The organism is Immundisolibacter sp., from assembly GCF_050250495.1.
Taxonomy (GTDB): domain Bacteria; phylum Pseudomonadota; class Gammaproteobacteria; order Immundisolibacterales; family Immundisolibacteraceae; genus Immundisolibacter.
In genome coordinates, this window is sequence record NZ_JBFWOM010000008.1 from 17,586 (window position 1) to 39,650 (window position 22,065).

Annotated in this window: 19 protein-coding genes and 1 tRNA gene; 11 read left to right on the plus strand and 9 right to left on the minus strand. The window is 69.9% G+C overall.

What is annotated here, in order from left to right:
- Positions 1 to 35 precede the first annotated feature (35 nt).
- Both AB7F93_RS07525 and AB7F93_RS07530 read left to right on the plus strand, forming a co-directional pair.
- Positions 36 to 1,073, plus strand: coding sequence for an SEL1-like repeat protein (locus tag AB7F93_RS07525; RefSeq protein WP_428302279.1), 1,038 nt, complete (start codon positions 36 to 38; stop codon positions 1,071 to 1,073).
- Positions 1,074 to 1,156: 83 nt separating this feature from the next.
- On the plus strand, positions 1,157 to 2,869 hold the full coding sequence (locus tag AB7F93_RS07530; RefSeq protein ID WP_428302280.1) for an N-acyl-D-amino-acid deacylase family protein: 1,713 nt from the start codon (positions 1,157 to 1,159) through the stop codon (positions 2,867 to 2,869).
- Positions 2,870 to 2,876: 7 nt separating this feature from the next.
- Here the strand turns inward: AB7F93_RS07530 and AB7F93_RS07535 are convergent, their stop codons facing one another.
- A complete protein-coding gene (locus tag AB7F93_RS07535; RefSeq protein WP_428302281.1) occupies positions 2,877 to 4,130 on the minus strand; it encodes an MFS transporter in 1,254 nt (417 codons plus the stop codon).
- Positions 4,131 to 4,225: 95 nt separating this feature from the next.
- On the opposite strand from AB7F93_RS07535, the gene AB7F93_RS07540 reads away from it, so the two are divergent.
- From AB7F93_RS07540 to AB7F93_RS07550, 3 genes are all read left to right on the plus strand, one after another.
- On the plus strand, positions 4,226 to 5,071 hold the full coding sequence (locus tag AB7F93_RS07540) for an alpha/beta fold hydrolase (protein WP_428302282.1): 846 nt from the start codon (positions 4,226 to 4,228) through the stop codon (positions 5,069 to 5,071).
- A 4-nt stretch (positions 5,072 to 5,075) separates the two neighbouring features.
- Complete coding sequence (gene hpaH / locus AB7F93_RS07545) at positions 5,076 to 5,894, plus strand: 2-oxo-hept-4-ene-1,7-dioate hydratase (RefSeq protein ID WP_428302283.1); 819 nt, start codon at positions 5,076 to 5,078, stop codon at positions 5,892 to 5,894.
- A 354-nt stretch (positions 5,895 to 6,248) separates the two neighbouring features.
- On the plus strand, positions 6,249 to 6,695 hold the full coding sequence (locus AB7F93_RS07550) for a hypothetical protein (protein WP_428302284.1): 447 nt from the start codon (positions 6,249 to 6,251) through the stop codon (positions 6,693 to 6,695).
- 542 nt (positions 6,696 to 7,237) lie between these two features.
- Here the strand turns inward: AB7F93_RS07550 and AB7F93_RS07555 are convergent.
- The 3 genes from AB7F93_RS07555 to AB7F93_RS07565 all read right to left on the minus strand — a co-directional run bounded on the left by AB7F93_RS07555 (position 7,238) and on the right by AB7F93_RS07565 (position 11,071).
- On the minus strand, positions 7,238 to 10,153 hold the full coding sequence (locus AB7F93_RS07555) for an insulinase family protein (protein ID WP_428302285.1): 2,916 nt from the start codon (positions 10,151 to 10,153) through the stop codon (positions 7,238 to 7,240).
- 147 nt (positions 10,154 to 10,300) lie between these two features.
- The gene (locus tag AB7F93_RS07560) at positions 10,301 to 10,720 is read right to left on the minus strand and encodes a hypothetical protein (protein ID WP_428302286.1); all 420 of its coding nucleotides are present in this window, start codon (positions 10,718 to 10,720) and stop codon (positions 10,301 to 10,303) included.
- Positions 10,721 to 10,984: 264 nt separating this feature from the next.
- Positions 10,985 to 11,071 (minus strand) — tRNA-Leu (locus AB7F93_RS07565).
- Between the two features lie 80 nt (positions 11,072 to 11,151).
- Here AB7F93_RS07565 and queA point away from each other — a divergent pair.
- From queA to secF, 5 genes are read left to right on the plus strand one after another with little or no spacing between them, the layout of a single operon-like run.
- Positions 11,152 to 12,180, plus strand: coding sequence for a tRNA preQ1(34) S-adenosylmethionine ribosyltransferase-isomerase QueA (queA, locus tag AB7F93_RS07570; RefSeq protein ID WP_428302287.1), 1,029 nt, complete (start codon positions 11,152 to 11,154; stop codon positions 12,178 to 12,180).
- The gene (gene tgt / locus AB7F93_RS07575) at positions 12,177 to 13,292 is read left to right on the plus strand and encodes a tRNA guanosine(34) transglycosylase Tgt (RefSeq protein ID WP_428302288.1); all 1,116 of its coding nucleotides are present in this window, start codon (positions 12,177 to 12,179) and stop codon (positions 13,290 to 13,292) included. Before queA ends, tgt begins: the two co-directional genes overlap by 4 nt.
- Positions 13,293 to 13,340: 48 nt before the next feature.
- The gene (gene yajC / locus AB7F93_RS07580; RefSeq protein ID WP_428302365.1) at positions 13,341 to 13,673 is read left to right on the plus strand and encodes a preprotein translocase subunit YajC; all 333 of its coding nucleotides are present in this window, start codon (positions 13,341 to 13,343) and stop codon (positions 13,671 to 13,673) included.
- Positions 13,674 to 13,698: 25 nt separating this feature from the next.
- Positions 13,699 to 15,570: a protein translocase subunit SecD gene (gene secD, locus AB7F93_RS07585; protein WP_428302289.1), complete on the plus strand. Its 1,872-nt coding sequence runs from the start codon at positions 13,699 to 13,701 to the stop codon at positions 15,568 to 15,570.
- A gap of 3 nt (positions 15,571 to 15,573) precedes the next feature.
- Complete coding sequence (gene secF / locus AB7F93_RS07590; protein WP_428302290.1) at positions 15,574 to 16,497, plus strand: protein translocase subunit SecF; 924 nt, start codon at positions 15,574 to 15,576, stop codon at positions 16,495 to 16,497.
- 157 nt (positions 16,498 to 16,654) lie between these two features.
- Here the strand turns inward: secF and AB7F93_RS07595 are convergent, their stop codons facing one another.
- Together AB7F93_RS07595 and AB7F93_RS07600 are read right to left on the minus strand one after the other, a co-directional pair.
- Positions 16,655 to 17,386 carry a UDP-2,3-diacylglucosamine diphosphatase gene (locus AB7F93_RS07595; RefSeq protein WP_428302291.1) on the minus strand — a complete coding sequence of 244 codons (732 nt, stop codon included), beginning with the start codon at positions 17,384 to 17,386 and terminating at the stop codon, positions 16,655 to 16,657.
- A complete protein-coding gene (locus AB7F93_RS07600; protein ID WP_428302292.1) occupies positions 17,383 to 17,895 on the minus strand; it encodes a peptidylprolyl isomerase in 513 nt (170 codons plus the stop codon). The genes AB7F93_RS07595 and AB7F93_RS07600 overlap by 4 nt, the downstream gene beginning before the upstream one ends.
- A gap of 199 nt (positions 17,896 to 18,094) precedes the next feature.
- Here AB7F93_RS07600 and cysS point away from each other — a divergent pair, with 199 nt between their 5' ends.
- Positions 18,095 to 19,471: a cysteine--tRNA ligase gene (gene cysS / locus AB7F93_RS07605; RefSeq protein ID WP_428302293.1), complete on the plus strand. Its 1,377-nt coding sequence runs from the start codon at positions 18,095 to 18,097 to the stop codon at positions 19,469 to 19,471.
- A gap of 35 nt (positions 19,472 to 19,506) precedes the next feature.
- Here the strand turns inward: cysS and AB7F93_RS07610 are convergent, their stop codons facing one another.
- From AB7F93_RS07610 to AB7F93_RS07620, 3 genes are all read right to left on the minus strand, one after another.
- A complete protein-coding gene (locus tag AB7F93_RS07610; RefSeq protein ID WP_428302294.1) occupies positions 19,507 to 20,445 on the minus strand; it encodes a class I SAM-dependent methyltransferase in 939 nt (312 codons plus the stop codon).
- Positions 20,446 to 20,592: 147 nt separating this feature from the next.
- Positions 20,593 to 21,729 carry a CaiB/BaiF CoA transferase family protein gene (locus tag AB7F93_RS07615; protein ID WP_428302295.1) on the minus strand — a complete coding sequence of 379 codons (1,137 nt, stop codon included), beginning with the start codon at positions 21,727 to 21,729 and terminating at the stop codon, positions 20,593 to 20,595.
- A 27-nt stretch (positions 21,730 to 21,756) separates the two neighbouring features.
- Positions 21,757 to 22,059 (minus strand): 4Fe-4S dicluster domain-containing protein, encoded by a 303-nt coding sequence (locus tag AB7F93_RS07620; RefSeq protein ID WP_428302296.1) that lies wholly within the window; start codon positions 22,057 to 22,059, stop codon positions 21,757 to 21,759.
- Between the last annotated feature and the right edge of the window lie 6 nt (positions 22,060 to 22,065).

A 22,065-nucleotide genomic window follows, 5' to 3' on the forward strand; every position in this document is an offset into this window, starting at 1 on the left:
CCGCGCCGCCTGTCGGCCCGTCGCCGGCCTTGCCCATGCTCCGTATTTCGCTCGTCGTTGCGCTGTTCGGCGCGCTTGTTCTTGGCGCCTCAACCACGCGGGCGGCCGATCTTGAATCCGCCGCCAGCACGGCGCCTGCCGCGACTCCGGCGTCGTCGGTGGAAGCTGACACCGCCGCCGCCAAGTCCGGTGACGCGCGCGGGCAGTACGCGCTAGGCGTGCGCTACGCGAAGGGCGAGGGCGTGGCCAAGGACGACGCGCTCGCTGCCAAGTGGTTTGGCGCCGCCGCCGCACAGGGCCACGTGCAGGCCGCCTACAACCTCGGCGTGCTGCTGGTGAATGGCCGCGGCGTGGCGCGCGATTACGCCGCCGCCCGCGGGCAGTTTGAGAAGGCTGCCGCGAGCGTGCCGTCCGCCGCGTACAACCTCGGCGTGCTGTACGACCAGGGGCTCGGCATCGCGCCCGACGCCGCGCAGGCGCTGGCCTGGTACCGCAAGGCCGCCGATGCCGGCCACGCCGGTGCCCAGTACACGCTGGGGCAGATGTACTACGAGGGCATCGGTGTGGAGGCCAGCGACGCGCAGGCGCTGCACTGGTTCACGCTCGCCGCCAATCAGGGCCACCGCGAGGCGCAGTACAACCTGGGTGTGATGGCCCAGGTGGGTGCCGGCATGGCGGCCGACTTCAAGCAGGCGGCCGACTGGTACACCAGGGCGGCCGGGCAGGGCGACCCGCTCGCCGCCTTCAACCTCGGGCGCATGTACCACCAGGGCGAGGGCGTGCCGCAGGACGATGCGCAGTCCGTTCGCTGGTACCGGCAGGCGGCGGCCAAGGGCGACGCCTTTGCGCTCAACAACCTCGGCTTCATGGCCTTCAACGGGCTTGGCATGCCGGCTGATCCGGCGCGTGCCTACGCGCTGTTCACGCTCGCGGCGCAACGCAAGAACAGCAACGCGGAGCGCGCGCTGGAACTGCTGAAACCGAAGCTCGGCAACGAGGAAGTCGCCCGTGGCGACAAGCTCGCCGCCGACTGGGACGCGGCGCTCAAGGCGGGGCAGGTGCCGGCGTTCTGAGGCAATCGCCCGCCGGGCCGGGCCTGTTTGATTACGACGAAGCGTGACGGCCCCGACCGATCGCGCCACACGGAGGAGACGCCATGCACGACTTGTTGATCCGTAACGGCCGCATCGTGGACGGCAGCGGCGGCGCGCCATACGAGGCCGACATCGCCGTCGCGGGCGGCCACATCGCCGCCATCGGCCGCGATCTTGGCCCGGCCCGGCGCAGCGTTGACGCCGCCGGCCGGCTGGTACTGCCGGGCTGGGTGGACATCCACACCCATTACGACGGCCAGGCCACCTGGGATGCGGAACTCGCGCCGTCGTCCTGGCACGGCGCCACCACCGCCGTGTTCGGCAACTGCGGCGTGGGTTTTGCGCCGCTGCGGCCGGGCACGGCGCCGTACCTCATCAACCTCATGGAGGGCGTGGAGGACATCCCCGGCACGGTGCTGGCGCAGGGCATCGACTTTCGCTGGGAGAGCTTTCCCGAGTACCTCGACGCGCTCGCCGCCACGCCGCGCAGCATGGACATCGCCGCCCAGGTGCCGCACGGCGCGCTGCGCTTTTACGTGATGGGCGAGCGCGGCGCGGATCACGCGCAGCGCCCGGACGCGGCCGAGATCGCCACCATGGGCCGCCTGCTGGAGGAGGCACTGCGCGCCGGCGCTTTTGGCCTCAGCACGTCGCGCACCACCAAGCACCGCGCCGCCGACGGCCGCCCGACGCCGTCGCTGTCCGCCGACGAGCCGGAGCTGCACGGCCTGGCGCTGGCGCTCGCCCGCGCCGGGCGCGGCGTGCTGCAGGTGAACTCGGACTTCGGCCCCGGCGAGTTCGAGATCCTGCGCGACGCCGCAGCACTCGCCGGCCGGCCGCTGTCGGTGCTGCTGTTGCAGACCGACCACCAGCCGAATCTGTGGCGGCAGACGCTGGCGCAGATTCACGCCGCGCGGCGCGACGGCATTGCCGTGAACGGCCAGATCGGCAGCCGGCCGATCGGTCTTGTGATGGGCCTCGAAACCAGCATGCACCCGCTGGCGAGCCGGCCAGCGTGGCGCGAGATCGCGGACCTCGCGCCGGCCGAGCGCGTGGCGCGGCTGCGCACCGATGCGGCGCTGCGCGAGCGGTTGATCCACGAGCCGCCGGTGCTCGACGGCATCGTCGCGCAGATGATCGAGCGCGCGCTGCCGAAGACCTTTCGCCTGGCCGAGCCGGTGAACTACGAGCCGCATCCGGACGACGCGCTGGTGGCGCAGGCGGCGCGGCGCGGCATACCGCCGCTGGCGCTGGCGCTCGACTGGATGCTGGATGACGACGGCAAGGGCCTGCTGCTGTACCCGTTCGAGAACTACCACGCCGGCAACCTCGACGTGGTGCGCGAGATGCTGCTCGATGACACCACCGTGTGTGGTCTTTCTGACGGCGGCGCGCACGTCGGCCTGATCTGCGACGCCAGCTCGCCGACCACGCTGCTGACGCACTGGGCGCGCGACCGCCAGCGCGGCCCCGGCCTGCCGCTGGAATTTCTGGTCAAGAAGCAGACCCGCGACACGGCGCTCGCCTACGGCCTCGCCGACCGCGGCCTGCTGGCGCCGGGCCTGCGCGCGGACATCAACGTGATCGACTTCGAGCGCCTTCGCGTGCGCCGCCCGCAGGTGGTGTACGACCTGCCGGCGGGGGGCAAGCGCGTGCTGCAACGCGCCGATGGCTACGACCACACCTTCGTGGCCGGCGTCGAGACCTTTTGCGGCGGCGAGCCGACCGGCGCACGGCCGGGGCATCTGCTGCGCGGCGCCCCGCAGGTGGCCTGACGCGCAGTTAGCGCCGGTCCGCCGGCACCGTCAGCAGCAGCGCAAGGCCCGCCAGCCACAGCGCCGGGATCACCGCCATGCCGACGCGCTGGCTGCCGGCGGCGAGCGTCACCATGCCGACCAGCAGCGGCCCCAGAAACGCCGTCGCCTTGCCGGACAGCGTGAACAGGCCGAACAGCTGATTGCGCTGATCCTCCGGCGCCATGCGCGCCAGCAGCGAGCGGCTCGCCGCCTGTGCCGGGCCGACGAACACGCCAAGCGCGAGGCCCGCGATCCAGAACGCCGTCGCGTTCGGCGCCAGCAGCGCGCCCGCGCCGCACACCAGCAGCGCCAGCAGCGCGATGACGATGGTGGCCCGGCTGCCGATGCGGTCGTCGAGCTGCGCAAACGCCACCGCACCCAGGCCGGCCGTCACGTTAAGGCCGATGCCGAACGCGAGCACCTGCGCTTCGCTCATCGCAAACGTGCCGGCCGCGTACACGCCGCCGAAGGCGAACAGGGTGGCGAGCCCGTCCGTGTACAGCATCCGCGCGATCAGGAACCGCAGCAGCGGACCTTGTTTTGGCAGCCCGCGCAGCGTGCGGCCAAGGTCGCGCAGGCTCGCGCCGAGCTCGACGCGGCCGTTACTTTCCCAGCCCGGCAGGCGGCCCGTCAGCAGCGGCAGCGCGAACAGCGCGAACCACACCGCCGTCAGCACAAACGTGGCGCGCACGTGGCTCGCGTCGTCCCGCGGCAGCGCCAGCCAGGCGCCGTCCCGCACGAGGCCGAACAGCGCGAGCACCAGACACAGCAGCCCGCCCGCGTAGCCAAGCCCCCAGCCCCAGCCGGACCAGCGGCCGATCTGCGCTGGCGGCGCCAGGCGCGGCAGCAGCGCGTTGTAGAACACGCTGGCGAGCTCCATGCCGACGGTCGCCACGCCCACCAGCAGCAGCGCGCCCAGCACCTGCGGCGCGTGCGGCGTTACCCACCACAGCGCGGCGGTCGGCAGCACGCACAGCGCCGTCGCGGCGGCCAGCCAGCGCCGCTGCCCGCCGCCGTGGTCGGCGATGGCGCCCACCACCGGCCCCAGCAGCGCCACCGCCAAGCCGGCGAGCCCCACCGCCAGGCCCCATTGCGCCGCGCCGGTCACAGGATCCGCCGCCACCTGGCGCGTGAAATAGGCCGCGAACACGAAGGTCTCGATCACGGTCGGGAACGCGCTGTTGGCAAAGTCGTACGACGCCCACCGCCACAGCAGGCCGTTGCCCGCCGCTCGGCTCACCGGCCCCGCTCCGGTCCCGCCTGCGGCCGCGCCGCTATCATTGCGGCGTCGTGCCAACCGACACACGCAGAACTGACCACCGCGAGGAGCCTCCCGTGAGCACAACCGTCGTCGAAAAGAAGATTCAGTCCGGCGCCATCGCCAGCCATGTGCTGCTGGCCGGCGACCCGAAAAACCCGCCCGCCATCCTGCTGCACGGCGCGGGCCCGGGCGCCACCGCGGCGTCCAACTGGCTGCGCTGCGCGCCGGATCTGGCCAAGCACTATTACGTGATCGCGCCGGACCTGGTCGGCTTCGGCCAGACCGAGCTGCCGGCCGAGCTGCCGACGCACATTCTGGGCTGGATCGGCGCCCGCGTGGAGCAGATGCTGGGCGTGATGGACACGCTGGGTGTCGAGCGCGCGCACGTGGTCGGCAACTCCATGGGCGGCGCGCTCACCCTGCACGCCCTGGTGCAGGCGCCGGAACGCTTCGACAAGGTGCTGCTGATGGGTGCCATCGGCGCGCCGTTCGAGTACACGTGGGAGATGAAGCGCCTGCTGATGTTCTACAAGGACCCGCGCCCGTCCCGCTACAAGGAAGTCATCGAGAGCTTTGTGCACGACCCGTCGCAGGTGCCGGGCCTGGACGACATCATCACGCAGCGCTACTCGGTGGCGATGGACCCCAAGACGCGCGAGATGACCAACATGCTGTTCGAGGCGCAGGCCGCCGGCATGAACGATCTGACCGTGCCGGAGAGCCAGCTCTCGCGGCTGCCGCACGAAGTGCTCCTGATCCACGGCCGGCAGGACCGCATCGTGCCGCTCGACACCAGCCTCTACTTCATGCAGCACCTGAAAAAGGCCGAGCTGGTGGTGCTGGACCGCTGCGGCCACTGGGCGCAGACCCAGCGCTGGGACGCCATGTACCCGCTGATCGTCAAGCACTTCGGCGGCTGAGGCGGTGGCGCGGACCCTGGATGAGGCGGCGGTACAAGGCATCGCCGCCGAGCTCGAAGCGGCCGAGCGGACGCGCCGGCCGCGCCGGCAACTGAAGCGCGACTTCCCCGACATCACCGTCGACGACAGCTACGCCATCCAGGCCGCCTGGATGGCGCACAAGGCAACATCCGGGCGGCGCCTGCTGGGGCGCAAGATCGGCCTCACCTCGCGCGCCATGCAGCAGGCGTTCGGCATCACCGAGCCCGACTACGGCACCCTGCTCGACGACATGCTGTTCGCCGACGGCGCCGTGATTCCGGGCGACCGCTTCATCGTGCCGATGGTGGAAGTGGAACTCGCCTTCATCCTCGGCCGGCCGCTGGCGGGCGAAACCGTGAGCGTCACCGACGTGCTGGCCGCCACCGACTGGGTGCAGCCCGCCATCGAGATCATCGACGCCCGCACCGAGCGCGTGGACGCGGAAACCGGCGCCCGCCGCGGCGTGCTCGACACCATCGCCGACAACGCCGCGAGCGCCGGCGTGGTGCTGGCCGGCCGCCCCGTGCGCCCGCAGGACATCGACCTGCGCTGGGCCGGCGCCGTGCTGTACCGCAACGGCGTGGTCGAGGAAACCGGCCTCGCCGCCGGCGTGCTCGGCCATCCCGCCGCCGGCATCGCCTGGCTCGCCCAGCGTTTCGCCCGCCACGGCGTGGCGCTGGAAGCGGGGCAGGTGATCCTGGCCGGCTCGTTCACCCGAGCCATGCCGGTGACGCCGGGGGATGTCTTTCACGGGGATTACGGTCGGCTTGGGAGCTTCGGGTTTTCGTTTGGGCGGGGGTGATCTTCGGTAGCTGAGCAACCGCCCGTATATTGAGATATCGTCGGATTATTTTTGTCGAACGCGGAAGGCGGATCGCGATCCGCCCTACACGAGCTGGAGATACGTAAGATGCTGACTGCGTCTGCATTGCGCTGCGGCATGCAACGCGCCAATAAATAGACACGCGGAAGGCGGAGTGCGATCCGCCTACGCGGGCTACCAACGTGAGAGCGAAAAGCAGAAAATCGCCTAACATGGCGCTCGAGAGGGGCGCGCCAAAAACCGCGCCCCCTCAATGTTGCATTAGACGCTTGGAGGATAAGAGTGCTCCTTGACACGCTAACGACAGCTGCATCGGCACTTGCGGGGGGGTTCATGGGTGCATACTTTACTCGGCAGACGCAGCATCATAAGTGGCTGCTAGAGCGCCGGTCCGAGGCATTCGCCAAGTTCCTTCAACTACTCGACGATGCACATCGCAAAGCGACCGATTTCCTGTTCGATCGCCAACTTGAGGAAGCTGAGCGCGGGCTAAAGGTTCTTGATGCGTACCAACCGGCGCTTAATCAGGCTCGTATCGCGCGGCTCTATCTGCCTACCAGCGTCCGTAACGAGTTTTATGATCTCGCAAAATCTTATTGGGCGCTTCATACTCAACCCAGCCTCGGAGACTCGCGCTTCTTGACTATGGGAAAGCACTCCGAGCGTATCCAGGAAATCTTTGAGCAGGAATTGTCTTCCCATTTTTGGCTTCGTCCGGTGGGGCGCCTTTGGAAACGCCTAACACGGCGCCCAAACCGACGCGCTGAGGCGCGCCGGTGAGCTTGTCTCGTTAGGCTGCACCCATGTCTACGACTCTACTCCTTAAACGCGATGGCGAGACGATCGCAATTGCCACACCGCATTGGGCCGATTCCCTCGCGTTGGCGCTTCGGTACGGTTGGAACCCACTTGGCCCCACCGCCGCATATTTGGCTTCGGGCTTCAAGGTCTCACTGGCAGATGCCTCGGCGCTCGCTGCCGCATTTGATCGCATTTTCGAGAGCGCCCTACAGGATCCTATGCGCTTCCATCCGGTTCGGGTTGATTTGAGCGAACTCTCCCTAGTCAATGACTTTGTCCGTGAAGGTGCATTTGAAGTTTGGGATGCATAGGTCCCCGCCATCCAATGCAGCACGTAGCCCGCGTAGGGCAGATTAGCGAAGCGTAATCTGCCTTTCGCGTTTTCATGGCTGACGTCTTGGGATATGGCCGTGGGAGCGGTGCCCTCGCCGCGAATGGGTGCGACCCCGATTCGGCCCGAGGGCGGGCCTCCCACAGTCCGTATCGAGCGCGCCGAGTGATCGGCGGCCCGGGCGGGGGCGTTACAGCCGCACGGCTGTGAGGCCGAGATCGCCCGCCTTGTCGAGCGTGGCCTGGCTGGTCACCACGGCCGTGCTGGCGCGCTCGGGCTTGAGGTAGGTGGCGGCGACGCGACGCAGGTCGTCCAGCGTCACGCCCAGCACCGCCAGACGATACAGGCGCCGTGCCTCGGCGCTGCGGCCGAACAGGTTGGCGTGAAACGCCCGGCGCGCTTCGCCGGCCGGTGAGGCCGGCCGGTCGATGCCGCCGATGACGCCGAGGATGGCTTCTTCCACCGCCCGCGGCGGGTGGTCGTCGCCGTGCAGCCAGTCGAGCGCGCGGTCGAAGTCGGCCAGCGTGTCGGCCAGACGCGGGTCGCGGTAGCTGTAGAAGCGGAACGCGCCGCTGTCGGCGTCGAAGCCCGCGCCGCCGCCGTAGGCGCCGCCTTTCTCGCGGATGGCGCTGTGCAGAAAGCCGTTACGCAGGTACCCGCCCAGCACCGACAGCGCCGGGGCATCCGGATGGCTCCAGGCAACGGTGGGGTAGGCGCGGGCGCAGAAGTTGACCTGCGTGTTGGTGGTCCAGGCTTCCGCCACCCGGCCGCCGGCCGGCGCGAGCGCCAGGCGTGCGTCGCTCGCGGCGGGCAGCGCGTGGGTTTCCAGCCACACCTGCGCGAGACGCACGGCGATGTCGGGCTGTTGCTCGTCCTCGGCGACAATCATGAACTGCAGCGGCGCCGCGGCGAGGCGTGCGCGCAGCGCGGCGAGGCGCTCGGCGAGGTGTTCGAGCGCGGCGCGGTCGTCGAGCCCATCGTCGAGTGCCTTGATGGCCTTGATGCCGGCCAGCCCCGACCACTGGTGCGACAGGCGCGCGACCGGGCTCATGCCGGCGCTGGCGGCGGCCATGGCGAGCGCGTGGCCATTGCCGGTGACGGAGTTCTCGTCGCCCATGCGGATTTGCGCGACGAGCTCGCGCAGGCGGTCGAGCTCGTCGAAGCGCGCCGTGTGCAGCGTCTCGTGCAGCAGCTTCGACAGCGCGCCGTGGTTGCGCGCCAGCGCCTTGCCGGATACCACAAACAAACCGCGGCTTTGCTGGTTGTCCGCCGCGAGCGCGCCCACGCTGGGGCTGGCGCCGATGCCGCCGGTGAGCGCGGCGTGTAGGGCCTGCGTCTGCGTGTAATCGCGCCCGGCGGCGCCGACTTCGCTGATGGTCTCGGCGAGCAGCGGCAGCAGGTTGAGTTCGTCGTCGCTGAGCGCCGGCAGGTCGATGACGATCTGCTGATAGACGAGGCCGTTGGTCGGCTGGTCGTACCAGGTGGTGGGCAGGCCGGCGATGGGTTCCTGCACGGCCTGCGGGATCTTGAGCGCGACCGGCACGTCGTCCAGCGTCACGCGCGGCAGGATGTCGGGGTCGTCCTGATGCGCCTGGCGGGCTTCGAGCGCCTGCGCCTGGTCCACGATGCGTTGACGCTCGGCCTCGTCGAGCTCGGCCTGGATGGCGGCCAGACGCGCCTGTTCCGCGGCGCGCTCGCGCTCGGCCTGCGTGGTGTCGGGCCGCATGGTCAGGCGCACGCGGTGCGGGTTGTCGAGCAGCCAGCGGCGCACCTCGTTCTGCACGAAGCCGGGCTCCGCCGCCGCGGCGCGCAGGCGCTCCAGCGCGGCGTCGATGGCGAGCGCCTGCACCGGGTCGCCGTGGTGCACAGCCTGCGGCAGCGCGTTCATGATCAGTTGCAGGCCGTACGGGTAGCGGTCGCCGCCGATCTCGCGCCGGCCAAGCTCGATCTGGTGCAGCATCGCCTCCACCTGATCGGCCGGCACGCCGGTGTCGGCCACCTCGGCGAGCACGTCCAGCACCAGCTTTTCGACCGCTGCGGCGTGCTCGGGCTCAGAGCCTTCCACGCCAGCCGCGAACAGCAACTCGCGGGCGGAGTCGTCCAGCCCGCATAGCGGCGAGGGCGCGCTGCCGAGCGTGGTGGTTTCGAGCGCGTGCATGAGTGGCGAGGACGAGTTGTCGAGCAGCAGCCGCGACAGCAGGTTCAGGCGCAGCACCTGGTCGATGTCGGTCATGTCGCCGAGCAGCCAGCCGAGCACGGTGTGCGTCTTGCGCGCGGTGTCGCCGTCCTCTGCGGCGTAGGTTTCCTCCACCACGCGCGGGGCCGCGTAGCGCTGCTCGGGCGGCACGCGCAGATCAATGTCGAGCCGTTCGAAGTGCCGCAGCACGCGGTCTTCCATGATGGCCTGGTGCTCGGCGGCCGGGATGTCGCCGTAGGTGAAGAACGTGGCGTTGCTCGGGTGGTAGTGCCGCGCGTGGAAGGCCTTGAGCTGTTCGTAGCTCAGGTCCGGGATGCGCTGCGGGTCGCCACCGGAGTTGTGGTGGTAGGTGGTGGTCGGGTAGACCTCGCGCGCCAGCGCCTGCCACAGCGCGGACACGGGCGCGCTCATGGCGCCCTTCATCTCGTTGAATACCACGCCCTTGAAGGTGAGTTCCGAGGCGGGATTGCCGGCCTCGGCAAACTCCAGCCGATGGCCTTCCTGGGCGAAGTCGAGCGGGTCGAGCGTCGGGAAGAACGCCGCGTCCAGGTACACGTCCAGCAGGTTGAAGAAGTCCTTGCGGTTCTGGCTGGCGAACGGGTAGGCGGTCCAGTCGCTCGCCGTCATGGCGTTCATGAAGGTGTTCAGCGACCGGCGCAGCATCAGAAAGAACGGGTCGCGCACCGGGTAGTGGCGGCTGCCGCACAGGGCTGTGTGCTCCAGGATGTGGGCGACGCCCGTCGAGTCCTGCGGCACGGTGAGAAAGGCCACCAGAAAGGCGTTGTTGTCGTCCGCGGCGGCGAGATGAATGTGCCGCGCGCCGGTGACGCGGTGGCGGTATTCCTCGACGGTCAGGTTGAGCGCAGACACGCGCTCGCTGCGGACGGGTTCGAAAGCGGGGTGGGTCATGCGTTTTCGTTGCGTGGAAGAGCCTGACCCGAGTTTAACAAGGCCGCAGCCGCGTCTTTGAGATACCGCGAGTGCCGGGGCGGGCAATCCTCAGCCCCGGCCGGGTAAGCAAATCCTCACCCGGCCGGGCCGGTCGCTTGTGTCCGGCTACTGCAGCGGCTGCGTCGCGTAGCTGCGCACGAACGCGGTTGTCTCAAAGCTGCCGTCGGAGCGCTGCGGCGGCGTCTGCGTCGCCTCCACGGTAAACGGCAGCCTACCGCCCGGCGGAATGGTCTCGGCCAGCGGGTAGGCGTCGATCCAGCCTGGATCGTCCGTTCCGGGCTTCGTTTCATTCGCCCACAGCCAGCGGTGACGGACCACGAGTTCGGCGCCGACCACGTTGTCGCCCGTGTTGTTGACGACCTCGCCCTGCACCGTCGTGCCGCTGGCCTGCACGTTCTGCACGGTGACCTCGGCGGCCTTTGCCGTCGTGAGCTCGGTTTCCGCGTGGGTCGGTGTCACGGTGCACCCGAGTGCCAGCAATGCCGCAAAGGCGATGCCTTGACCGGTCTGTTGAAAGTTGCGCATGGCGTTCTCCTTTTTTGCCTTGACCGCGCTCGGTTTGACCGGTCCTTGCGCGCGGGAGTTCGCGCGGTGAATCTGGGGGCGGATGCCAACCTCGGCAGGGGGGCGCGAAATCGCGGGTGCGTACGTTCCGCCGGCTGTCGTCGCCTGCCGCGCGCCGCTGCGGTCGACACTCGATGAAGACCCCACCGTGCGCGCCGAGTCGCGACAGATCGAAGCGAGAACCCGCGCTGGCGGTCCAAGAGGCTACGGCGAGTGGTGAGGATTTGGTGCCGGGAGAGAGAATCGAACTCTCACGAGGTTTCCCCCACCAGATTTTGAGTCTGGCGCGTCTACCGGTTTCGCCATCCCGGCCGGGAAGGGGCGGCTAGTATGGCCATCCGCGCGGCTCGGCTCAAGCCGCCGCGGGGCGCTCTGCTACCATCCGCCGCCCCATGCGCCGCCAGGATTTCACCTACACGCTGCCGCCGGCGCTGATCGCCCAGCAGCCGCTTGCCGAGCGCAGTGCGAGTCGCCTGCTGTACCTGCCGGCCACAGGGCCGCGTGAGGATCGGCGCTTCACCGATCTGCCGTCGCTGTTGCGGCCGGGTGACCTGCTGGTCGTGAACGACACGCGCGTGATCCCGGCCCGGCTGCGGGGTCGGCGGGACACGGGTGGACAGGTCGAGGCGCTGATCGAGCGCCTGCTGGGTGAACGCGACGCGCTGGCGCAACTGCGTGCCAGCAAGGCGCTCAAGCCCGGGGCGCGGATCGAGTTCGCAGGCGGCGGGCAGCAGGTGGGCGCCACCGTGGGCGGGCGGCAGGGCGAGTTCTTCGAGCTGCGCTTCGATCGGCCGATTGCCGAGTGGCTGGACGCGGTCGGCGCGCTGCCGCTGCCGCCGTACATCGCCCGGCCGGCCGATGCCGACGACGCGCAGCGTTACCAGACCATCTACGGCCGGCAGCCGGGCGCCGTGGCGGCGTCGACCGCGGGATTGCATTTCGACGAGGCCTTGCTCGATCAACTGCGCGGCATGGGCGTCGAGGTCGGCACCGTTACCCTGCACGTCGGGGCCGGCACCTTCAAGCCGGTGCGCGTGGATGACCTTGCCGAGCACCGCATGCATGCCGAGCGGGCGCACGTGCCGGACGCGGTGTGCGCGCACGTGGCGGCCGCGCGCGCGCGCGGCGGGCGGGTGGTGGCGGTCGGCACGACGGTGGTGCGCTCGCTCGAAAGCGCGGCGGCCGGCGGCGCGCTTGCGCCCTTCGAGGGTGAGACGCGGCTTTTCATTACGCCCGGTTATGAATTCCGGGTGGTGGACGTGCTGATCACCAATTTCCACTTGCCGGAGTCGACGCTGCTGATGCTGGTGTGTGCCTTTGGCGGCTACGAGACGGTGATGGCCGCCTACCGGCATGCGGTCGAGCAGGGCTATCGCTTTTTCAGCTACGGCGATGCCATGCTGCTGGAGCGCGCGCCGTGAACTTCGATCTGCTGGCGAGCGATGGCGCGGCGCGGCGCGGGCGGCTCACGTTCGAGCGCGGCGCGGTGGACACGCCGGCCTTCATGCCGGTCGGCACGCAGGGCACGGTGAAGTCGCTGACCACGCAGGAGGTGGCGGACACCGGCGCGCAGATCCTGCTCGGCAACACGTTTCACCTGATGCTGCGGCCGGGTGTCGACATCGTGCGCCGGCACGGCAGCCTGCACGATTTCATGGCCTGGCCGGGGCCGATCCTGACCGACTCCGGCGGCTTTCAGGTGTACAGCCTGAAGACGCTGCGCAAGATCAGCGAGCAGGGCGTGTGGTTCCGCTCGCCGGTCGACGGCAGCCGCGTGTTCCTGGGGCCGGAGGAGGCGATCGCCGTCCAGCACGGTTTGGGCAGCGACGTGGTGATGATCTTCGACGAGTGCACGCCGTACCCGGCCGACCACGCCACGGCGCGGCGCTCCATGGAACTGTCGCTGCGCTGGGCGGCGCGCAGCCGCGTGGCGCACGGCGACCATCCGGGCGCGCTGTTCGGCATCGTGCAGGGCGGGGTGCACGAGGACCTGCGCGCGGCCTCGCTTGCCGGCCTGCTCGACATCGGCTTCGACGGCTACGCCGTAGGTGGGTTGTCGGTGGGCGAGCCGCGGGACGAGATGCTGCGCGTGCTGGAGTTTATCGGGCCGCGCCTGCCGGCCGCACGGCCGCGGTACCTGATGGGCGTCGGCACGCCGCAGGACATCGTGGAAGCCGTGCGCCGTGGCATCGACATGTTCGACTGCGTGATGCCGACCCGCCACGCCCGCCACGCCTACCTGTTCACGGCGGACGGCGTGCTGCGGCTGCGTAATGCCCGCTACCGGGACGACACCCGGCCGGTGGAGGAGGGTTGCGCCTGCTACACCTGCCAGCACCACAGCCGGTCCTACCTGCGGCATCTCGACCAGGCCGGCGAGCTGCTCGGCATGCGGCTCAACACCCTGCACAACCTGCATTACTACCAGGTGCTGATGCAGGGCCTGCGGGGCGCCATCGAGCTCGGCACGCTCGACACCTTCGTCGCCGACTTCTACGGCCGCCAGGGGCTGCCGGTGCCCCCTGTGCCATAATCCGCCGCCATTTTTTGGGCCTGAAATCGCAGGAAAAACCGCATGTCGATGTTCATCAAGGACGCCCTCGCCGAGCAGGCGCCAGCCGCCGCGGCCGCCGCCCCGCCCGGCTTCGAGAGCATGTTCTTCGTGCTGGCGCTGTTCGTGGTGTTCTACCTGATGATGATCCGGCCGCAGATGAAGCGGCAGAAGGAGCACCGCAAGCTGATCAGCGAGATCAAGGCCGGCGACGAGGTGGTCGTGGCGGGCGGTATCGCCGGGCAGGTGGTGCGGGTGACCGATCAGTTCCTCGCGGTCGAGATCGCGTCCGGGGTCGAGGTGAAGGTGCAGAAGCACGCGGTCGCCCAGGTGTTGCCCAAGGGAACGCTGAAGTCCATCTGAGCCTGCCCCAGCCGAGCCGCGCCGCATGAACCGCTACCCCTGGTGGGCCAATCTGCTGATTGCGCTCGTTCTGGCGCTGGGCGCCCTTTACGCCTTGCCGAACCTTTACGGCACCGATCCGGCCCTGCAGATCTCCGGCCAGCGCGGCCGGGTGGTGGATGACGGCACCGCGCGGCAGGTCATCGCCGCGCTGAAGGCCGCCGGGGTGCCGGAGAAGGCGAGCGCGCTCGCCGACGGCAGCCTCACGCTGCGCTTTGCGGACACCGACCAGCAGCTCAAGGCGCAGGACGCCGTGCGGGACGCGCTGGGGCAGGACTACACGGTGGCGCTGAACCTGGTGCCGGCGGCGCCGGGGTGGCTGACGGCACTGCGCGCGCAACCGATGTTTCTGGGTCTCGATCTTCGCGGCGGCGTGCATTTCCTGATGGAAGTGGACACCGCGTCCGCGGTGCGCGCGGCGGAAGAGCGCCTGGTTGATGACCTGCGCCAGCTGCTGCGTGAGGAAAAGCTGCGCTACGAGTGGGTGCGCCGCGTCGCCGAGGGCGAGGCAAGCGGCGTTGAACTGCGGCTGCGCAACGCGGACGACGTCGCCAAGGCGCGTGCGCTGATCGCCCGCACGCACGCCGAGCTGGTGGTCGACACGGTGGGCGAGGACGGTCAGCGCCTCATCGGGCGCCTCGGCGATCCCTACCGCATCGAGCTGCGGCGCATGGCGCTGCAGCAGAACATCACCACGCTGCGCAACCGCGTGAACGAGCTCGGCGTGGCCGAGCCGATCGTGCAGCAGCAGGGCGACAGCCGCATCATCGTGCAGCTGCCGGGCGTGCAGGACACCGCGCGCGCCAAGGAAGTGCTGGGCGCCACCGCCACGCTGGAGTTCAAGCTGGTGGACGAGGAGCACGACCTCGCGGGCGCGCTGGCCGGCCGCGTGCCGCCAGGTTCGCGGCTGTATCCGCTGCGCGCCGGCGGGCAGATCCTCATCAAGGACCGCGCCATCCTGACCGGCGAGTACATCACCGATGCCGCCTCGGGTTTCGACCAGCAGTCGGGCGGGGCGGTGGTGCACGTGTCGCTCGACGCGCGCGGCGCCGGCATCTTCGAGCGCGTCACCGGCGAGAACGTCGGCCGCCGCCTGGCGGTGGTGTTCATCGAGAACAAGACCGACACCGTGCGCAAGCCCGACGGCAGCGTCGAGCGGCGCAACCGCCGCACCGAGGAAGTGATCACCGCGCCGGTGATCCAGGATCGTCTCGGTCGGCGATTCCAGATCACCGGCATGGACAACGCCCGCGAGGCGCGCGATCTCGCGCTGCTGCTGCGGGCGGGCTCGCTCGCGGCGCCGCTCGCCATCGTCGAGGAGCGCACCGTCGGCCCCAGCCTTGGCAAGGAGAACATCGACAAGGGCGTGCGCGCGGTGATCGCCGCGCTGGCGCTGGTGGTGCTGTTCATGGCCGTGCGCTACCGCACGCTCGGCCTGATCGCGAACCTCGCGCTGGTCGGCAACCTGCTGCTGATCCTCGCTCTGATGTCGTTGCTGCAGGCGACGCTCACGCTGCCCGGCATCGCCGGCATCGTGCTCACGCTCGGCATGGCGGTGGACGCCAACGTGCTGATCAACGAGCGCATCCGCGAGGAGCGGCGCAACGGCAATTCGCCGCAGGCGAGCATCGCCGCCGGCTACGAACGCGCCTTCGGCACGATTCTGGATGCCAACATCACCACGCTGCTGGCGGGCCTGCTGTTGTTCATCTTCGGCTCGGGCCCGGTCAAGGGCTTCGCCGTCACGCTGTCGATCGGCATCGTCACCACCGTGTTCACGGCCGTGTTCGTGACGCGTGCCATGGTCAACCTCATCCAGCCGCGCGCGCGCCGCGCGACGGCTGCCGCACGGAGCTGAGCCATGGCGCAGCCGACGTTCAAGATCGATTTCATGCGCTACGCGCCGGTCATGCTGGCGCTGTCCGGGATGCTGGTGCTGATCTCGGTGATCGCGCTCGCCACGCGCGGGCTCAACTTCGGTGTGGATTTCACCGGCGGCACGCTGGTCGAGGTGCAGTACCCGGCGCCGGTGGAGCTCGATCAGGTGCAGGCCGCGCTCGCCGGGCGCGGGCTCGACAAGGCCATCGTGCAGTACTTCGGCACGCGCAGCGAGGTGCTGGTGCGCATCCCGGCGGGCGCCGCCGGGTCGACCGGCGAGCTCAGCACGCGCGTGCTGGAGGCGCTGGATGCCGGCCACCAGGGCCAGGTGGCGTTAAAGCGCGTGGAATTCGTCGGCCCGCAGGTGGGTGACGAGCTGGTCACCAACGCCTCGCTCGCGTTGCTGTACGCCATCCTCGCCATCGGCGCCTACGTGGCGTTCCGCTTCGAGTACCGGTTCGCGTTCGGCGCCATCGTGTCGCTGGCGCACGACGCCATCATCACGGTCGGTTTCTGTGCGCTGCTCGGCATCGAGTTCGACCTGACGGTTGTGGCGGCGGTGCTGACCGTGATCGGCTACTCGATCAACGACACCGTGGTCATCTACGACCGCATCCGCGAGAACTTCCCGCGCATGCGCAAGGCCACCACGCGCGAGGTCATCAACCGGTCCGTCAACGAGACCATGACGCGCACCATCGCCACCACCGCCACCGTGGTGCTGGCGCTGCTGCCGCTGGTGTTGTTCGGCGGCGATGCGATCCACGGCTTTTCGCTGGCCATGCTGATCGGCGTGCTGGCTGGCGTCTACTCGACGATTTACGTCGCGAGCTGGTCGCTGCTGCCGACGGGCTTGTCGTCGCGGGACATGATCCCGCCGCCGAAGGAGAACGCGCAGACGCCTTGATTGAGGGGCCGGATCGGTCCGTCCCGGACCGCCCGGCCCTCGCTAACCGAAAAGCGTGGTTTTCGGTTAGCTCCGTCTTCAACGCGGTGCGTTGAAGACGCGCGGCACATCCTTGTGCCGCGGGTGGTGCCCTGGCGCGGCGTTTTCGCTGATTCGCTTAATCGATCAGATCGCGTGCGTCGCAGCCCATGTTGATGGGTTGCGGTGGGCCGTCCGTGGGCCACACGAGCGCGCTTTCGCCGCCGTACCACGTGCCTAGCACCACGCGCTTTCCGGCCGCCAGGCGATGGACGCCTGGCCGGTGGGTGTGGCCGTGCAGCAGGATGTCGGCGCCGGTGTCCTTGAGCGCCGCGTTGGCCGCGTCCGCGTCCACTTCCATCACGTCGGCGCTCTTGGCGGCGGTGGCGCTGCGGCTGGCGTCCTGAAAGCCGCGCGCGATCTGCACGCGTTCTGCCGGCGGTTTGGCCAGAAACTCGGTCACGAACGCCGGCGCCCGGATGCGCGCCCGAAACGCCTGGTAGTCGACATCCGCCGTGCACAGCGCATCGCCGTGTGTCAGCAGCAGGCGATGGCCGGCGTGCTCGATGACGGTCGGATCGGCCAGCGCGCGCGCGCCGCTGTGTGCGAAAAACGCCGCGCCGAACAGAAAGTCGTGGTTGCCCACCATGACGTGCGCCGCGCCGCCGCGCGCGCCATAGGCGGCGAGCGCGTCCACCACCGGCGCAAAGCGGGGCAGGTCGACATCGTCACCGAGCCACAGATCAAACAGATCGCCCAGCACGTACAGCTCGCTGCCGGCGCCGAAGCGTTCGAGAAAGGCGCCAAAGCGCGCCTGGTCGGCCGCCTCGGCGCGCAGGTGCAGGTCGGCGATGAAGACGCGCAGCGTCACTGGGCGTCGATCACCCGCGCCGATTCGATGATGGCGGCCTGCTTGGGCACGTCCGAGCCGAACGGTCCCGCGGCGCCGGTCGGCAGCGCCACGATGGCGTCCACCACGTCCATGCCGGCCGTCACCTTGCCGAACACCGCATAGCCCCAGCCCTGACGGGTGGGCGCGGTGAAGTTCAGGAACGCGTTGTCGGCCACGTTGATGAAGAACTGCGCCGTGGCCGAGTGCGGCTCGCCGGTGCGCGCCATGGCGATGGTGCCGCGGTCGTTCTTGAGGCCGTTGTCGGCCTCGTTGGTGATCGGCGCGTTGACGGGCTTCTGCGACAGGTCCGCCGTGAAGCCGCCGCCCTGCGCCATGAAGCCCGGAATCACGCGGTGGAACACGGTGCCGTTGTACTGGCCGGCGCGCACGTAGTCGGTGAAGTTGGCGACGGTCTTCGGCGCCTGGTCGGGGTACAGCTCAAGCGTGATTGGGCCGTGGTTGGTCTCGAACACGACGGTGACGGGCATGGTCGGGGTCTCCTGGGCTTGGGCGGGAGCGGCGAGCGGCAGCAGGGCAAGCGCCAGGGCACGGAGCAGGCGATACGGCATGGCACGCAGCGGGGTTGTGAAAAGGAGCGCTACTTTACCAGCGGGCAGCGGGTCAGCCGGGCGGCCTGCGCGCCGGGCGGTATCATCCCGCCGCTGATTTTTGCCCCAAGGCCCGCCCATGCTGATCCACAACACCCTCACCGGCGACAAGCAGCCGCTGCGCCCCCTCGTGCCCGGCAAGGTGCGCATGTACGTGTGCGGCGCCACGGTGTACGACCTGTGCCACGTGGGCCACGCGCGGGTGTTCGTGGTGTTCGACGTGGTGGTGCGGTACCTGCGCCATCTCGGGCTCGACGTGCACTACGTGCGCAACATCACCGACATCGACGACAAGATCATCCGCCGCGCCGCCGAGAACGGCGAGACCACCACGGCGCTGACCGAACGCACCATCGCCGCCATGCACGAGGACCTCGCGCGGCTTGGCGTGCTGCCGCCGGACGACGAGCCGCGCGCCAGCGGCCACATCGGCGCCATCATCGGCATGGTCGAGACGCTGATCGCCAAGGGCTACGCGTATGCGGCGCCGAACGGCGACGTGTATTACGCCGTGCAGCGCTTCGAGCGCTACGGGCGCCTCTCGCACCGGGTGATCGAGGAGCTGCGCGCCGGCGAGCGGGTGGAGGTCAACGAGGCCAAGGCCGACCCGCTCGACTTTGCGCTGTGGAAGGCCGCCAAGCCGGGCGAGCCGGCCTGGCCGTCGCCGTGGGGAGACGGCCGGCCGGGCTGGCACATCGAGTGCTCGGCCATGTCCACGCAGTGCCTGGGCAACCACTTCGACATCCACGGCGGCGGCTACGACCTGATCTTTCCGCACCACGAGAACGAGATCGCCCAGTCCGAGGCGGCCACCGGCGAGCCGTACGTGAACGTGTGGATGCACAACGGCTTCGTGCGCATCGACGACGAGAAGATGTCGAAGTCGCTCGGCAACTTCTTCACCATCCGCGACGTGCTGGCGCGCTACCAGCCGGAGGTGCTGCGGTTTTTCCTGCTGGGCAGCCACTACCGCAGCGCGCTGAACTACTCCGACGCCGCGCTCGACGCCGCGCGCGAGGGCCTGACGCGGTTTTATCTGGCGCTGGACCGCGCCGGGGCGGGTGCCGATTCCGCGCCGGACGGCGAGTTCGTGGCGCGCTTCGACGCTGCCATGCAGGACGACTTCAACACGCCGGGCGCGATTGCCGTGCTGTTCGAGCTGGTGCGCGAGCTGAATCGCGCCGAAGCGCCGGGCCGCGTGGCCACGCTGGCGGCGACGCTGCGGCATCTCGGTGGCGTGCTCGGCCTGTTGCAGGACGACCCGCAGGCGTTCCTGAAGGGCGGCGCCGCGGGCGAGGGACCGTCCGACGCCGACATCGATGCCCTGGTGCAGGCGCGGCTCGACGCCCGGAACGCCCGCGACTTTGCCCGTGCCGACGCCATCCGCGCCGAGCTGACGGACGCCGGCATCGTGCTGGAGGACGGCGCCGGCGGCACCACCTGGCGGCGGCGCTGAGCGCGTGCTGGGGCGTCCCGCCGCGCCCCGTCTGATCAGGGGGCAGCCGGCGCCGCGGGCTTGCGAAACCGCAGCGTCATGCGGTCGGACTCGCCGATGGCGAGGTACTTCTCGCGGTCCTTGTCGCCCAGGCGCAGCGACGGCGGCAGGCTCCACACGCCGGCCTCGTGGTCTTTGGTGTCGGCGGGGTTGGCGTTGATCTCGCTGCTGGCCTCGAACGCGAAGCCGGCGGCCTGCGCCAGCCCGATCACCTGCTCCTGCCCCACGTAACCGGACTTGTCGCCGGGCGGCACGTCGCCCGCGGCGCGGTGCTCGACCACGCCGAGCACACCGCCCGGTTTGAGCACCGCGTAAAAGCCCTTGAACATGGCCTGCGCCTGGCCGGCCATGAGCCAGTTGTGCACGTTGCGGAACGTGAGCACGGTGTCGATGGAGCCCGCCGGGCCGAAGTCCGGCCGGGCGCCGTCGATCTGGCGCAGTTCGACCGTGCCGTACACGTCCGCCCGGGCGGCGAGCTTGGCGCGCAGGTCGGCATTGGACTTGGTGAAGTAGTCACGCATGCGCTCGTCGGGCGCGGCGGCGGGGTCCGACACGGCGCCGACGTAGTGGCCGCGCTCGCGCAGCAGCGGCACCAGAATCTCCGTGTACCAGCCGCGGCCGGGCGAGATTTCGAGCACGCGCTGGTCGGGCGTGACGCCAAAAAAGCCGAGCGTTTCCTTGGGGTGGCGCCAGATGTCGCGCGCGACGTTGGCCGGGTCGCGCCAGTCGCCGGCGAGGATGGCGTCGAGATCGGTGGCGGGCAGCGGTGCCTGCGGTGCTGCGGCCACAGGGGTTTCGGGAGGGGTGGGCGGTGTCGCCGTGGGCGCCGGTGCAGCAGGCGGGGTGGCGGTGAGGGCGGTGGACTCGGCGTTATCGCGGCCGCAGGCGGCCAGGGCGAGCGTCAGAACGAGGGCGGCGTACGGGCGTAGCGGCATGGTCGATCCTCCTCGGGGAGCCGGCTGGAGCGGCAGGGCACGGTCGGGGGCGGCGCCGTGTGCCGCGGGGCAGGATGCTCCCGACCGGGCGAGGGTGTAAACGTCAGCCCCCTCGGTACGGGCAGGGATAACCGGCTGGCGAGGCAATCAACGGCCGAGTTCCGCCAGGATTTGCGCCGTGTGCTCGCCGAGCGTGGGCGGCGGGCGGCGCACCTGCCCCGGCGTGCGGTTCAGGTGCAGCGGAATGCCGGGCACGGTGAGCGGGCCGTGTGCGCCGTGCGTTACCGGCACGAACAGGGCGTTGTGCAGCAGCTGCGGGTCGGCGGCGGCGGCCGGGTAGTCGTTGACCGGCGCCGCCACCACGTCCGCCTGTTCGAGCCGCACCATCAATTCGGCGCGCCCCAGGCGCGCGCAGCGGGCGGCGATTTCCGCATCCAGCGCCTGGCGGTTTTCGAGCCGCGCGGCGGCGCTTGCAAAGCGTGCGTCCTCGGCCAGCTCCGGCGCGGCGAGCGCCCGGCACAGGTTGCGATAGAACTTGTCGTTGAAGGCGGCCAGATGCACCTCGCCGCCGTCCGCGCAGCGATAACTGTTGTAGGGCGCATAGAACGGGCTGCGGTTGCCGACCCGCGGCGGCGGCTGCCCGGTGAGCAGGTACTCGCCAAGCTGCACGCCTTGCAGGTGCACCACGCCATCGATCAGCGCGACTTCCGCCGCCTGGCCCTGGCCGTCCCGCGCCCGGGCCCACAGCGCCAGCATGGCGGCGTAGGACACCAGCGTGGCGGCGGTGACGTCCGCCACCGCGGCGCCGGCCTTAAGCGCCGGCCCGCCGGGTTCGCCGGTGGCGGCCATCAGGCCGGCCAGCGCCTGCGCCGAGGGGTCGATGCCAGGCCGGCCGGCGTAGGGGCCGCGCTCGCCGTAGGTGCTGACGGTGATCAGAATGACGTCCGGCCGCACGGCGGCGAGCGCCGCGTAGTCGAGGCCGAGCTTCTCGCGCGCCGGACTGCGCACGTTGTGGATGACGATGTCGGCCGTCGCCACGAGGCGCCGCAGCACGTCCTGCCCGTCCGGGGTGGTCAGATCCAGCACCATGCCGCGCTTGTTGCGGTTGACGCCGACGTACAGGCCCGTGTCGTCGCCGCGGCGCGGGCCGATGCGCCGGCCTTCCTCGCCGCCGGGCGGCTCGATCTTGATCACGTCGGCGCCCATGTCGCCGAGCAGCGTGGCGCCGAGCGGCGCCGCCACCATGCTGCCCAGATCGAGCACGCGGATGCCGGTCAGCGGCATGGGCGGACGCCTTCTCTGGTCAGATCGTCAGCGCGCCACCACCTGGATGGCGTCCTCCGGGCAGGCGGCCACGCAGCGCAGGCAGTGCCGGCAGTCCTGCTCGTTGTCGGCAAATGCCTGCCGGCGGCCGTGCACGCGGACTTTCAGGCGCGGCAAGAAGCCCTTGACGTGGGTCTCGAACTCCTCGTCGGTCAGGCGGCGGATGCTGAACACGCCCTCCGGGCACACCTGCGCGCACTTTTCCTTGCCCTCGCAGCGGTTGCGATCGATCAGCACCCGCCACTTGCCGGCCACGTCCTCGCACTGGTCGAGCGCGCTTGCCACGGTCATGGTTGT

Bases quoted from the DNA above. Each gene is read 5' to 3' on its own strand.
- AB7F93_RS07525 (WP_428302279.1), top strand. From the start codon at position 36: ATGCTCCGTATTTCGCTCGTCGTTGCGCTGTTCGGCGCGCTTGTTCTT.
- AB7F93_RS07530 (WP_428302280.1), top strand. From the start codon at position 1,157: ATGCACGACTTGTTGATCCGTAACGGCCGCATCGTGGACGGCAGCGGC.
- AB7F93_RS07550 (WP_428302284.1), top strand. From the start codon at position 6,249: ATGGGTGCATACTTTACTCGGCAGACGCAGCATCATAAGTGGCTGCTA.
- AB7F93_RS07555 (WP_428302285.1), bottom strand. From the start codon at position 10,153: ATGACCCACCCCGCTTTCGAACCCGTCCGCAGCGAGCGCGTGTCTGCG.
- AB7F93_RS07560 (WP_428302286.1), bottom strand. From the start codon at position 10,720: ATGCGCAACTTTCAACAGACCGGTCAAGGCATCGCCTTTGCGGCATTG.
- queA (WP_428302287.1), top strand. From the start codon at position 11,152: ATGCGCCGCCAGGATTTCACCTACACGCTGCCGCCGGCGCTGATCGCC.
- yajC (WP_428302365.1), top strand. From the start codon at position 13,341: ATGTTCATCAAGGACGCCCTCGCCGAGCAGGCGCCAGCCGCCGCGGCC.
- secD (WP_428302289.1), top strand. From the start codon at position 13,699: ATGAACCGCTACCCCTGGTGGGCCAATCTGCTGATTGCGCTCGTTCTG.
- secF (WP_428302290.1), top strand. From the start codon at position 15,574: ATGGCGCAGCCGACGTTCAAGATCGATTTCATGCGCTACGCGCCGGTC.
- AB7F93_RS07600 (WP_428302292.1), bottom strand. From the start codon at position 17,895: ATGCCCGTCACCGTCGTGTTCGAGACCAACCACGGCCCAATCACGCTT.
- cysS (WP_428302293.1), top strand. From the start codon at position 18,095: ATGCTGATCCACAACACCCTCACCGGCGACAAGCAGCCGCTGCGCCCC.
- AB7F93_RS07610 (WP_428302294.1), bottom strand. From the start codon at position 20,445: ATGCCGCTACGCCCGTACGCCGCCCTCGTTCTGACGCTCGCCCTGGCC.
- AB7F93_RS07615 (WP_428302295.1), bottom strand. From the start codon at position 21,729: ATGCCGCTGACCGGCATCCGCGTGCTCGATCTGGGCAGCATGGTGGCG.
- AB7F93_RS07620 (WP_428302296.1), bottom strand. From the start codon at position 22,059: ATGACCGTGGCAAGCGCGCTCGACCAGTGCGAGGACGTGGCCGGCAAG.